We start from the raw sequence: 13,316 nt of genomic DNA on the forward strand, positions 1-13,316 counted from the left end.
CGTCCCGTCGCGGCGACCGTCACGACCGCCGCGACGGCGTGGATCAATCGATCATCGGCAGCAGCTTGTTGATGCTGTCCTTGGCGTCACCATAGAACAACCGGGTGTTCTCCTTGAAGAACAACGGGTTCTCGATGCCGCTGTAGCCGGTGCCCTGACCGCGCTTGCTGACGAAAACCTGCTTCGCCTTCCAGACCTCCAGCACCGGCATGCCGGCGATGGGGCTGTTCGGGTCATCCTGCGCGGCGGGGTTCACGATGTCGTTCGACCCGATGATGATGACCACGTCGGTGGACGGGAAATCGTCGTTGATCTCGTCCATCTCCAGCACGATGTCATAGGGCACCTTGGCCTCGGCCAGCAGCACGTTCATGTGGCCCGGCAGACGCCCCGCGACGGGATGGATGGCGAAGCGCACCGTCTTGCCCGCCGCGCGCAGCTTGCGGGTCAACTCGCTGACCGCACCCTGCGCCTGCGCCACCGCCATGCCATAGCCCGGCACGATCACCACGCTGTCCGCCTCGTTCAGCGCGGAGGCCACGCCGTCCGCGTCGATGGCGATCTGCTCGCCCTCGATCGCGGCTGCGGGGCCGGTCTCTCCGCCGAAACCGCCCAGGATCACGCTGACGAAGTTCCGGTTCATGGCCTTGCACATGATATAGGACAGGATCGCGCCCGAGGATCCGACCAGCGCCCCGGTCACGATCAGCAGATCGTTCGACAGGGTAAAGCCGATCATCGCCGCGGCCCAACCCGAATAGCTGTTCAGCATCGATACCACGACCGGCATGTCGGCACCGCCGATGCCCATGATCAGGTGATAGCCGATGAAGAAGGCCAGAAGCGTGATCAGGATCAGCCAGAACACCGCCGGACCCACGCCCGTGCAGTAGAGGATGCCCAGCAGCACCGACAGCGCCAGCGCGCCTGCGTTCAGCATGTGCCCGCCGGGCAGCTTCTTCGGCTTGCCGTCGACGCGGCCCGCCAGCTTGCCATAGGCCACGACCGATCCGGTGAAGGTCACCGCGCCGATGAAGACGCCCAGGAAGACCTCGATCTTCAGCATCGCGATCTCGGCCGGGGTCTTGTGGGCCAGAAGCGCGGCAAAGCCGGTCAGCTCGGCCTCGATCCCCTCGGCGCGCAGGCGCAGGACGCGTCCCAGCTCAATCTGGGCGTTGAAGCCCACGAAGACCGCGGCCAGGCCCACCAGCGAATGCATCGCCGCGACCAGCTGCGGCATCTCGGTCATCTGGACGCGCTTGGCGACCAGCCAGCCGCCGGTGCCGCCGATGGCGATCATGACCAGCGACAGGAACCAGTTGCCCGCGCCCGGTCCGAACAGCGTCGCCGCCACCGCCAGCGCCATGCCGACGATGCCGTACCAGATGGCGCGCTTGGCACTCTCCTGTCCCGACAGCCCGCCGAGCGACAGGATGAACAGCACCGATGCGACCACATAGGCCGCGGTTGTGAATCCGTATTCCATGCGCGTGATCCCTTACGACTTCTGGAACATGGCAAGCATGCGCCGGGTGACCATGAAGCCACCGAAGATGTTGACCGACGCCATCAGCACCGCCAGCCCGCCCAGCAGAACGACCCACCAGGAGCCCGAGCCGATCTGCATCAGCGCGCCCAGGATGATGATCGAGCTGATCGCGTTGGTGATGGCCATCAGCGGCGTGTGCAGCGAATGGGCCACGTTCCAGATGACGCGGAAGCCGACGAAGCAGGCCAGCACGAAGACGATGAAATGCGCCATGAAGCTGGCGGGGGCGACCAGCCCGATCAGCAGGACGACCAGCCCGCCGCCGGCTAGCAGTTTGATCTGGTTCGCGGTGTCAGCCTTGAAGGCGGCGGCCTCGGCGGCGCGGCGCTCCTCGGGGGTCAGGTCCTTCTTTTTCTCCTTGGGCTTCTGGGCGGCGATGGCCGCGACCTTGGGCGGCGGTGGCGGCCATGTCACGTCATGGTCATGGACCACCGTCGCGCCGCGGATGACGTCATCCTCCATGTTGTGGTGGATGACGCCGTCCTTCTTGGGCGTCAGGTCCGTCACAAAATGGCGGATGTTGTTGCCGTAGAGCTCGCTCGCCTGCGCGCCCATGCGCGAGGGAAAGTCGGTATAGCCGATGATGACCACGCCGTTCTCGGTGATGAAACGCTCATCCGGGACGGTCAGCTCGCAGTTGCCGCCCTTCTCGGCGGCCAGGTCGACGATGACGCTGCCGGGCTTCATCGCCGCGACCATGTCGGCGGTCCACAGCTTCGGCGCGTCCCGGCCCGGGATCAGCGCCGTGGTGATGACGATATCCATCTGCGGCGCCAGCTCGCGGAACTTGGCCAGCTGCTTCTCGCGGAACTCGGGGCTGGAGGGCGCGGCATAGCCGCCCGTCGCGGCCCCGTCCTGCAGCGTCTGGTCGAACTCCAGGAACACGAACTCCGCACCCATCGACTCGATCTGCTCGGCGACCTCCGGTCGCACGTCGAACGCATGGACCTGCGCCCCGAGCGAGACCGAGGTCCCGATCGCCGCCAGGCCCGCGACGCCCGCGCCCACGACCAGCACCTTGGCCGGGGGCACCTTGCCCGCCGCGGTCACCTGACCGGTGAAGAAGCGCCCAAAATTGTTCGCGGCTTCGATCACGGCGCGGTAGCCCGCAATGTTGGCCATCGAGGACAGCGCGTCCATCTTCTGCGCGCGGCTGATGCGCGGCACCATGTCCATGGCGATGGCGGTAATGCCCTGATCCTTGGCGCGCGCCAGCAGATCGGCATTCTGCGCGGGATGGAAGAACGAGATCAGCGTCTGCCCGTCGCGCATCTGGCCGATCTCGGCCTCGGTCGGCTGACGGACCTTGGCCAGCACGTCCACAGCCCCGATCAGCGCCGCCGCGTCCGGCTCGACCGTGACGCCCGCCGCGCGATAGTCGTCGTCCGAGAAACCGGCCCGGGCGCCGGCGCCGCTCTCGATGTGGATCTCATGTCCCAGCTTGGCCAGATGGCCAGCAGAGGCGGGCGTGATCGCGACGCGCGCCTCTCCCTCGAACCCCTCTCGAACCGCACCAATCTTCATGGCGTCGTCGCCCCCCGACCTTGTTGTATACTCTTGCCCGACACATAGCATCGCGAAAGAAAGTTTCACAAGACCGGCTTGCGTGGTGCCGTAACGAAACCTGCAGGTGCCCTCTTCTTGTCATCTTGAACAATGCCTGACCTCCGCAGCAAAAGACCCCGGATGCAGTGCGCATCCGGGGTCTTGGCAATCAAGCTGTGGCGGGTATCAGTTCGCCGGGGCCGGCGTGGTGGTCGCAGGCGCAGTGGTCTCGGCCGGCTCCTCGATGGTGATGGCGTCATCGACGGCCTCGGCCGCGTCGTTGGCGGCTTCTGCAGCCGCGTCAGCGGCGTCGGATGCCGCCTCTCCGGCGTTCTCCAGCGCGTTGTCGACGGCAGCACCGGTCGCTTCGGCAGCGTTGTCGGCGGCCTCGGCAGCGTCGTCTGCAGCCGATTCGGCGGCGGTGGCCGCGTCGCTGGCGGCGTTTTCGGTCGCCTCGGCAGCGCTGTCGGCGGCGGCCTCGGCCTCGGCGGCGGCGTTGTCGGCGGCGGCTTCAGCCTCGGCCGCGGCGTCCTCGGCGGTGTCGTCGGTCACCACGGCGGGGGCAGTCTCCGGCGTGGGTGCGGTCTCGGTGGTGGTCACGGTGGTCGTGTCACCGTCGACGACGACGGTGTCATCTGCCATGAACCGCTGAAGCACGAAATAGGCCAGTGCCAGAGCCAGCAGCACGCCGATGACCAGAGGCAGGGCCGACGACTTGCGCTCGACCGGTTCGACATAGGTTTCCTTGGGCGCGCCGGGGTTCACTCGGTTCGGGTCGTTGGGATCATAGCTCATGCAGGTCTCCGATTCAGACAGTCTTTTGACCGGGTTAGGTCGCAGGGGTGTGGCGCGCGGGCGACCGGCTGTCAATCGCCACTGCCCACACCCCGCCTTGCGAGCCGGCGTTCAGGCGATTAACACCGGTATCGGGCAGGGGTTCCGCCCATGCCCAATTTTTCAGGAGAGGCCGCCCGCGATGCCCGATCAGACCCCGCAGCCGGTGAAGCGTCTTGCCGACTATCGCCCCTGGCCCTTCACCCTGACCGAGACCCGGCTGGACGTGACGCTGGCCCCGCGCGGCACGGTGGTGCGCAGCGAACTGGACCTGCGCCCCGGTGCCGTGCCGGAGGATCTGGTGCTGGACGGCGGCGCCGGACTGCGCCTGAAAACGCTGCACATCGACGGCCGGCCCGTCGAGGCCGCGCAGATGCGCCGCGACGGCCAGACCCTGACCATCGCCGCGAACGCCCTGCCCCGCGCGCCCTTTTCCCTGTCCGCCGAGGTCAAGATCGACCCCGAGGGCAACACCGCCTTCGAGGGCCTCTACCTCTCCGACGGCATCTTCTGCACGCAATGCGAGGCCGAGGGCTTTCGCCACATCACCTTCTATCCCGACCGCCCCGACGTGATGACCATGTTCCGCGTGACCGTCCGGGGCGATCTGCCGGTGCTGCTGTCGAACGGCAACCCGGTCCGGCAGGAGCCGGGCCTGGCCGAATGGCACGACCCCTGGCCGAAGCCCGCCTATCTGTTCGCGCTGGTCGCGGGGGATCTGGTCGCGGTCAGCGACCGCTTCGTCACCCGCTCGGGGCGCGACGTTGCGCTGAATGTCTGGGTGCGGCCCGGCGATCAGGACCGCGCGGGCTTCGCCATGGAGAGCCTGATCAAGTCGATGCGGTGGGACGAGGACGTCTATGGCCGCGAATACGACCTGGACGTGTTCAACATCGTCGCCGTCGATGACTTCAACATGGGCGCGATGGAGAACAAGGGGCTGAACATCTTCAACTCCAAGCTTGTCCTGGCCTCGCCCGACACCGCGACCGACACCGATTACGAGCGCATCGAGGCCGTCATCGCGCATGAATACTTCCACAACTGGACCGGCAACCGCATCACCTGCCGCGACTGGTTCCAGCTGTGCCTCAAGGAGGGGCTGACGGTCTTTCGCGACCAGCAGTTCACCAGCGACCTGCGCAGCGCCGCGGTCAAGCGGATCGAGGACGTGCAGGTCCTGCGCGCCCGCCAGTTCCGCGAGGATCAGGGCCCGCTGGCCCATCCCCCGCGCCCCGACCGCTACGAGGAGATCAACAACTTCTACACCGCGACCGTCTACGAGAAGGGCGCCGAGGTCATCGGCATGCTGAAGCGGCTGGTGGGGGACGAGGGCTATGCCCGCGCGCTGGATCTGTATTTCGACCGCCATGACGGCGACGCCGCCACGATTGAGGACTGGCTGACGGTCTTCGAGGACGCGACCGGTCGCGACCTGACGCAGTTCGCGCGCTGGTACACCGATGCGGGCACGCCCCACCTGACGATGCAGGAGCATTGGCAGGACGGCACACTGACGCTGGACTTCGCGCAGGCGACCCCGCCCACCCCGGGACAGCCCGACAAGCCCGCCCGCGTGATCCCCATCGCCGTGGGCCTGATCGGCCCAAACGGCGACGAGATCCTGCCCACGACCGTGCTGGAGATGACCGAGGACCGGCAGTCCTTCGACTTTCCGGGGCTGGGCGCCCGTCCGGTCGCGTCGGTCCTGCGCGGCTTCTCGGCCCCGGTCGTGCTGCGCCGGGAGATGGACGACGCCACGCGCGCCTTCCTTTTGGCCCACGACACCGACCCCTTCGCGCGGTGGGAGGCGGGGCGCGAGCTGGCGCTTTCCGCGCTGACCGACCTGGCGCAGGGCCGCGATGCGGGAGAGGGCTTCATCGCGGCCATCGGCACGCTGATGTCGGACGAGGCCGCCGATCCGGCCTTCCGCGCCCTCTGCCTGGCCCTGCCGGGCGAGGAGGAGATCGCCACCCGCCTGTCCGATCGGGGCGTGACCCCCGACCCGCAGGCGATCCACGCGGCGCGCGGCGATCTGGCCCGGCGCATCGCCGAGGCGCATCGCGACGCCCTGGCCGAGCTCTACACTGCGATGTCGGTGCCCGGCGACTACAGGCCCGACGCCGCCTCGGCCGCGCGGCGCGCGCTGCGCATCGCGGCGCTCGGGCTGCTGTCGCGCATCGACGGCGGAGAGCGGGCCGAGGTCCTGTTCGGCACCGCCGACAACATGACCGAGCGCATGGCCGCCCTTTCGGTTCTGGTGCGGCTGGATCGCGCCCAGACCGCGCTGCGCCTGATGGCCGAGGAGTTCGCGGGCAACCGCCTGGTGATGGACAAGTGGTTCTCGGTCCAGGTGATGGCCGCCCCGCCCGACCGGGCCGTGGCGGTGGCGCAGACGCTGGCCGCGCGCAAGGACTTCGACTGGAAGAACCCGAACCGCTTCCGCGCGTTGCTGGGCGGACTTGCGGCGAACCATGCGGGCTTTCACGCAGCCGACGGGTCGGGCTATGCCTTCACCGCCGACTGGCTGGCTCGGATGGACGCCGCGAACCCGCAGATCGCGGCGCGCATGTCGACCGCCTTCGAGACCTGGCCGCGCTATGACGCGGGCCGGAGGGAGCATGCCGTGGCCGCACTGGAACGGATTGCCGCGCTGGAGGGTTTGAGCCGGAACACACGCGAAATGGTCTCGCGCATGATGGCTGCGGGACGGTGAGGGGAACGCGATGGGCAATACCGAGCAGGCGCGCGCCGACATGCAGGCGCGGCTGGACCCGCTGATCGCGGAACGCGCACCATGGCTGTTCTCCGGAAAGCCGCATCACCGGCTGGCGAAATGGGGGATGATGCACCTGCTGCGCTATCCCCGGACCATCGAATTGGGCGCTGAGGTCCGCGACCTGCCCCCGTCCGAGATCTTCCGCCGGATGACCGACCTGATCGTGCGCGACCTGCGTGTCGAGGGGATCGAGCATATCCCCGCCACCGGTCCGGCGCTGATCGTTTCGAACCACCCGACCGGCATCGCCGACGGCATCTTCCTGAACGCCGCCATCTCTCAGGTGCGCGACGACCTGTTCATCTATGCCAATCACGACATGATCCGCGTGCTTCCGCAGATGATCGACATGATCGCGCCCGTCGAATGGCGGCTGGAGAAGCGCAGCCATGCCAAGACGCGCGCCACCATGGACTACACCCGCGACGCGATCGAGGCGGGCCGTCTCGGGCTGATCTTCCCGTCCGGGCGGCTGGCAAAGCGGACCGGCCTGACGCTGAACGAACGCCCCTGGATGGCCAGCGCCGCGATGATCGCGCGCAAGTTCGACCTGCCGGTCATCCCGCTGCGCATCCGCGCGCGCAATTCGGCACTGTTCTATCTTTTTGACAAGATCCACCCGACGCTGCGCGACGTGACTCTTTTCAACGAGGTGCTGAACAAGACGCGCCAGCCCTATCGCGTGACCATCGGCGCGCCGATCAGCCCCGCCGATCTGCCCCGCAGCAGCGACGAGGCGATCCTGGCGCTGCGCCACGCGGTGCTGTCGCTGCCCGAACCCGGCAAGGGGGCCGCCCGCATCCCGCGCCTGCGCGGGGCTGCCGATCCGGTCGCGACCCGGCGCATCGTGGGGGGCTGAGGACGACCGGCGTGCTAGAGCGCCATGTCGTCGCGATGGATCAGCGCGGCGCGTCCCGGGTAGCCCAGGATGCCCGCGATCTCGGCCGACTGGCGACCGGCGATCAGCCGGGCCTCCTCCGCGGTGTACCGGATCAGCCCGGCGGCCAGATGCTGCCCCTCGGGTCCGGCGATGCTGACGGGCTCGCCGCGACCGAAGCTGCCCATGATCGCGGTGACGCCAGCGGGCAGCAGCGACTTGCCCTGCGCCAGCGCCCGGGCCGCGCCGGCATCGACGACGATCGTGCCCTTGGACTTCATCGCCACGATCCAGCGCTTGCGGGCCAGCTGCGGATCGGCCTCGGCCAGGAACCAGCTTGCGCGGGCTCCCTGTGCAACGGCCGACAGCGGGCGGAAGACCGACCCTTCGGCAATCGCCATCGCGCACCCGCCCGCCACCGCGGTCCGCGCCGCCATCAGCTTGGTCTTCATGCCGCCCTTGGACAGGCCCGAGACCGGGTCGCCGCCCATCGCCTCGATCTCGGGCGTGATCGCCGCGATTACCGGCAGATGCCGCGCATCGGGATCGGTCTTGGGGTTCGACGTGTATAGCCCGTCCACATCCGACAACAGCAGCAACTGATCTGCACCGCAGGTGACGGCGATCTGCGCGGCCAGGCGGTCGTTGTCGCCGAAGCGGATCTCGTCGGTCGCCACCGTGTCGTTCTCGTTCACGATGGGCACCACGCCCAGAGACAGCAGCGTCTGCATGGTCGCGCGGCTGTTCAGATAGCGGCGGCGGTCGGCGCTGTCCTCCAGCGTCAGCAGAACCTGCGCCGTGGTCACCCCATGCGGGGCCAGCGCCTCCTCATAGGCACGCGCCAGCCGGATCTGGCCCACGGCGGCCGCGGCCTGCGCCTGCTCCAGCGGCAGCGCGCCGCCGGCCAGGCCCAGCACCCGCCGCCCGAGCGCGATGGAGCCCGAGCTGACCAGCACCACGTCGCATCCCCGCGCCCGCCAGGCCGCCACGTCGTCGCAGAGGCCCCGCAGCCACTCGACCCTGAGCCCTTCCGGCCCCACCAGCAGCGCCGAGCCGATCTTGACGACCAGCCGCCGCGCCGCGGCCAAGTCGGGACCGTGAGCGGGCGCGCTCACGGCTGCCACGTCCCCTGCCCCTCGTCGCGGGCCGGGGCGCGCGACGGCTCGATCTCGGTCCACAGCGCGCGCAGCACATCCGTCACGCCGCTGCCCGAGACGCCCGACATCAGCATCACCGGATGGCCCAGCTCGGCCTCCAGCGCCGCGCGGCGTTCGGCGATCTCGTCCTCGTCCAGCGCGTCGATCTTGTTCAGCGCGGTGACGCGCGGCTTCTCCATCAGCACCGGCGAATAGGCCGCAAGCTCGGTCAGGATGGTGCGCGCATCATCGGCCACGGTCTCGGAGGTGCCGTCCACCAGATGCAGCAGCACGTTCGACCGCTCCACATGGCCCAGGAACTGGTCGCCCAGGCCCCGGCCTTCGCTGGCGCCCTCGATCAGGCCGGGAATGTCGGCCATCACGAATTCGCGCCCGTCCACGCCCACGACGCCCAGGTTCGGGTGCAACGTGGTGAAGGGATAATCCGCGATCTTGGGGCGCGCGTTCGACACGGCCGCCAGGAAGGTCGACTTGCCCGCATTGGGCAGGCCCACCAGACCGGCATCCGCGATCAGCTTCAGCCTCAGCCACAGCGTGCGCTCGATGCCCTCCTGTCCGGGGTTGGCGTTGCGCGGGCTGCGGTTCGTGGCCGACTTGAAATGCAGGTTGCCCCAGCCCCCGTTGCCGCCCTTGGCCAGCAGCACGCGCTGCCCGACCTCGGTCATGTCGGCGATGACGGTCTCCTCGTCCTCGTCCAGGATCTCGGTGCCCACCGGCACGCGCAGCACGATGTCATCGCCCGACTTGCCGGTCATCTGGCTGCCCATGCCGTGCTGGCCGGACTTGGCGAAGAAATGCTGCTGATAGCGGAAGTCGATCAGCGTGTTCAGCCCCTCGACCGCCTCGGCCCAGACATCGCCGCCACGGCCGCCGTCGCCGCCATCGGGGCCGCCATATTCGATGAACTTCTCGCGGCGGAACGACACGCAGCCCGCGCCACCCCCGCCCGAGCGGATATAGACTTTGGCGAGGTCGAGAAATTTCATGTGAAAGGCTCCTTTTGCGGGATGCGGATACGCCCTTGACGCCTGCGGTGCAAGGGTCGCGGGCTGGCAAAGCCGCCCTGCGCCCCTATCTTAGGGTCAAAGGAGACCCCGATGATCCGTTTCGACAACAGCTATGCCCGGATGCCGCAAGGGTTCTACGCCCGCGTGGACCCGACCCCGGTGACCGCCCCGCGCCTTCTGGCGCTGAACGGCGCGCTGGCCGACAGGCTGGGGATGGACCGCGACGCCCTGACGGTCGAGATGCTGGCCGGCAACGCCATCCCCGACGGCGCCGTCCCCTTGGCCCAGGCCTATGCGGGGCACCAGTTCGGCGGGTTCGTCCCGCAGCTGGGCGACGGCCGCGCCGTCCTCCTGGGAGAGGTCGTGGCCCCCGACGGTGCGCGCTTCGACATCCAGCTGAAGGGGTCGGGTCCCACGCCCTTCTCGCGCCGCGGCGACGGGCGGGCCTGGATGGGGCCGGTGCTGCGCGAATACTTGGTCAGCGAATTCATGGCCGCGATGGGCGTGCCCACGACGCGGGCGCTGGCGGCGGTGGCGACCGGTGATCAGGTCTGGCGCGACCATGGCGGCCTGCCCGGCGCGGTGCTGACCCGGGTCGCCGCCAGCCACATTCGCGTGGGCACCTTCCAGTACTTCGCCGTGCGCGACGACCGGGCGCGGCTGCAGGCGCTGACCGATCATGTCATCGCGCGCCACTATCCCGATGCAGACGGCCCGCTGGCGCTCTTGGAGCGCGTGGTCGCGACCCAGGCCGAGACCATCGCGCAATGGATGGCCCTGGGCTTTATCCACGGGGTCATGAACACCGACAACATGGCGATCTCGGGCGAGACGATCGACTATGGCCCATGCGCCTTCATGGACGGCTATCACCCGCAGACGGTGTTTTCCTCGATCGACCGGCAGGGGCGCTATGCCTGGGCGAACCAGCCCGACATCGCGGTCTGGAACCTGGCGCAGTTCGCGACCTGCCTGATCCCCCTGATGGGGGAGGAGGAGGCCGCGGTCGAGGCCGCGACCAAGGCGGTGCACGGCTTTGCGCCCCTTTATCAGGCCGCGTGGCAGCGCCGCTTCGGTGCCAAGCTGGGCATCGACGGGGCGGCCCATCAGGCGCTGATCGAGCGGCTGCTGACCCTGATGGCCACCGAACGCGCCGATTTCACGCGCGTCTTCGCGGGGCTGTCGGACGGCACGGCGCGGGACGAGTTCACCGACCGCGCGGGCTTTGACGCCTGGTCGCGCGACTGGCAGGCGCTGTCGCCCGACCCGGCGGTCATGGAGCGCGCCAATCCGCGCCGCATCCCGCGCAACCATCGGATCGAGCAGGCCATCGCCTCGGCCGTTGCAGGCAACATGGCCCCGTTCGAGCGTCTGTTCCAAGCCGTGACCCATCCGCACGATCTGCATGCGGATTGGGCAGACCTGGCCCTGCCCCCCGCCCCCGCGGAAGCGGTTCGCCAGACATTCTGCGGCACCTGACGCGGAATTGCGCGCGCCCCCTTGCGGGCCGCGCGTTCCCCGTGACCATGCGCCCAAGGATGTAGAGACCCCATGCTCAAGATCGCCAGCTACAACCTGCACAAATGCCGCGGCATGACCGGGCCCCATGCGCCGCTGCGCAACCTCGCCGTCATCCGGGCGCTGGACCCCGACATCATCGCCCTGCAGGAGGTGGACTTCCGCCTCGGCGCCCGCCCCGAGGCCCTGCCCCGCAAGCTGATCCAGGCCGAGACCGGGCTGGTTCCCGCCGACATCTACGGCACGACCGAGAGCAGCCTGGGCTGGCACGGCCAGACCATCCTGATGCGCCCGCATCTGGCGGCCCAGGCCAACCTGCGCCGCCTGCCCCTGCCGGGGCTGGAGCCGCGCGGCGCGGTGGCCCTGCGCCTGCCGGGGCTGACCGTCATCGGCGCGCATCTGGGCCTCGCGCGGTCCTCGCGGCGCGCGCAGCTGGCACGCATCACCGCGCAGGCCTCGCGCATCGCCGAGGATCAGATCGTGATGATGGGCGATTTCAACGAATGGCGCGACGACCGGGGGCTGGAATCGCTGGCCGGGTTCCGCGTGGTGGCGCCGGGACCGTCCTGGCCCGCGCCCCTGCCTAGGCTGCGGCTGGACCGCATGGCGCTGTCCACGAACCTGGAGGTCCTGGAGACCGGCGTCTTCACCGAGGCGGGCGCGCGCGACGCCTCCGACCACCTGCCGATCTGGGCGCGCATCCGCCTCCCGTGAGCGTTGCGAAACCGGTCTGTCGGCGCTAACAAGGCGCCAAGCATCAACCGGAGTGTGCTCATGACCGCCATCATCGACATCTATGCCCGTGAAATCCTGGACAGCCGCGGCAACCCGACCGTCGAGGTCGACGTGACGCTGGAGGACGGCACCATGGGCCGCGCGGCGGTGCCCTCGGGCGCCTCGACCGGCGCGCATGAGGCGGTGGAGAAGCGCGACGGCGACAAGGCGCGCTACATGGGCAAGGGCGTCCTGGAGGCCGTGGCCGCCGTGAACGGCGAGATCGCCGAGAACCTGGTGGGCGAGGACGCGACCGAGCAGCGCGCCATCGACGCCATGATGATCGAGCTGGACGGCACGCCCAACAAGGGCCGCCTTGGCGCGAATGCCATCCTGGGCGTGTCCATGGCGGTGGCCAAGGCCGCGGCGGACGCGACGAACCAGCCGCTGTACCGCTATGTTGGCGGCACGGCCGCGCGCATCCTGCCGGTGCCGATGATGAACATCATCAATGGCGGCGAGCATGCCGACAACCCGATCGACATCCAGGAATTCATGATCATGCCGGTCGCGGCGGAGAACATCCGCGAGGCCGTGCGCATGGGCTCCGAAATCTTCCACACGCTGAAGAAGGAGCTGTCGGCGGCGGGCCTCTCCACCGGCATCGGCGACGAGGGCGGCTTTGCGCCGAACCTGTCGTCCACCCGCGACGCGCTGGACTTCATCCTGAAGGCCATCGAGAAGGCCGGCTACAAGCCCGGCGACGACATCATGCTGGCGCTGGACTGCGCCTCGACCGAGTATTTCAAGGGCGGCAAGTACGAGATGAAGGGCGAGGGCAAGTCGCTGTCCCCCGCCGAGAACGTCGACTATCTGGCCGCGCTCTGCGACGCCTATCCGATCCTGTCGATCGAGGATGGCTGCGCAGAGGATGACTGGGACGGCTGGAAGATGCTGACCGACAAGCTGGGCGGCCGCATCCAGCTGGTCGGCGACGATCTGTTCGTGACCAACCCGCGCCGTCTGGCCCAAGGCATCGAGAAGGGCTGCGGCAACAGCCTGCTGGTCAAGGTCAACCAGATCGGCACCCTGTCCGAGACGCTGGACGCCGTCCGCATGGCCGACCGCGCGGGCTTCACCAGCGTGATGTCGCACCGTTCGGGCGAGACCGAGGACGCGACCATCGCCGATCTGGCCGTCGCCACCAACTGCGGTCAGATCAAGACCGGCTCGCTGGCCCGCTCGGACCGGTTGGCGAAGTACAACCAGCTGATCCGCATCGAGGAGATGCTGGGCGCGACCGCCGAATACGCCGGCCGCAGCATCCTGCGCTGAC

10 protein-coding genes are annotated in these 13,316 nt (G+C 68.8%); 5 read left to right on the forward strand and 5 right to left on the reverse strand.

Annotated features, from left to right (window positions below):
* Positions 1–43: 43 nt before the first annotated feature.
* From AC2SGK_RS04685 to AC2SGK_RS04695, 3 genes are all read right to left on the reverse strand, one after another.
* A complete protein-coding gene (locus AC2SGK_RS04685; protein WP_488322428.1) occupies positions 44–1,486 on the reverse strand; it encodes an NAD(P)(+) transhydrogenase (Re/Si-specific) subunit beta in 1,443 nt (480 codons plus the stop codon).
* 12 nt (positions 1,487–1,498) lie between these two features.
* Entirely contained in the window at positions 1,499–3,073 is a 1,575-nt protein-coding gene (locus tag AC2SGK_RS04690; protein ID WP_488322429.1) for a Re/Si-specific NAD(P)(+) transhydrogenase subunit alpha, read from the reverse strand.
* 207 nt (positions 3,074–3,280) lie between these two features.
* Complete coding sequence (locus tag AC2SGK_RS04695; protein WP_488322430.1) at positions 3,281–3,889, reverse strand: hypothetical protein; 609 nt, start codon at positions 3,887–3,889, stop codon at positions 3,281–3,283.
* Between the two features lie 181 nt (positions 3,890–4,070).
* Between AC2SGK_RS04695 and pepN the strand changes: the two genes are divergently transcribed.
* Together pepN and AC2SGK_RS04705 are read left to right on the forward strand one after the other, a co-directional pair.
* On the forward strand, positions 4,071–6,644 hold the full coding sequence (gene pepN, locus AC2SGK_RS04700) for an aminopeptidase N (protein WP_488322431.1): 2,574 nt from the start codon (positions 4,071–4,073) through the stop codon (positions 6,642–6,644).
* A gap of 10 nt (positions 6,645–6,654) precedes the next feature.
* On the forward strand, positions 6,655–7,566 hold the full coding sequence (locus tag AC2SGK_RS04705; RefSeq protein ID WP_488322432.1) for a 1-acyl-sn-glycerol-3-phosphate acyltransferase: 912 nt from the start codon (positions 6,655–6,657) through the stop codon (positions 7,564–7,566).
* Between the two features lie 14 nt (positions 7,567–7,580).
* Here the strand turns inward: AC2SGK_RS04705 and proB are convergent, their stop codons facing one another.
* Together proB and obgE are read right to left on the reverse strand one after the other, a co-directional pair.
* Complete coding sequence (proB, locus tag AC2SGK_RS04710; protein WP_488322433.1) at positions 7,581–8,699, reverse strand: glutamate 5-kinase; 1,119 nt, start codon at positions 8,697–8,699, stop codon at positions 7,581–7,583.
* Positions 8,696–9,727 (reverse strand): GTPase ObgE, encoded by a 1,032-nt coding sequence (gene obgE / locus AC2SGK_RS04715; RefSeq protein ID WP_488322434.1) that lies wholly within the window; start codon positions 9,725–9,727, stop codon positions 8,696–8,698. The genes proB and obgE overlap by 4 nt, the downstream gene beginning before the upstream one ends.
* A 111-nt stretch (positions 9,728–9,838) precedes the next feature.
* Between obgE and AC2SGK_RS04720 the strand changes: the two genes are divergently transcribed.
* The 3 genes from AC2SGK_RS04720 (at position 9,839) to eno (ending at position 13,315) form a co-directional block, all read left to right on the forward strand.
* Entirely contained in the window at positions 9,839–11,227 is a 1,389-nt protein-coding gene (locus tag AC2SGK_RS04720) for a protein adenylyltransferase SelO (protein ID WP_488322435.1), read from the forward strand.
* Between the two features lie 72 nt (positions 11,228–11,299).
* On the forward strand, positions 11,300–11,980 hold the full coding sequence (locus AC2SGK_RS04725; RefSeq protein WP_488322436.1) for an endonuclease/exonuclease/phosphatase family protein: 681 nt from the start codon (positions 11,300–11,302) through the stop codon (positions 11,978–11,980).
* A 60-nt stretch (positions 11,981–12,040) separates the two neighbouring features.
* Complete coding sequence (eno, locus tag AC2SGK_RS04730; protein ID WP_488322437.1) at positions 12,041–13,315, forward strand: phosphopyruvate hydratase; 1,275 nt, start codon at positions 12,041–12,043, stop codon at positions 13,313–13,315.
* The last annotated feature ends 1 nt before the right edge of the window (position 13,316 follow it).

This window comes from Paracoccus sp. NIOT.M2S5SZ12 (assembly GCF_057748165.1).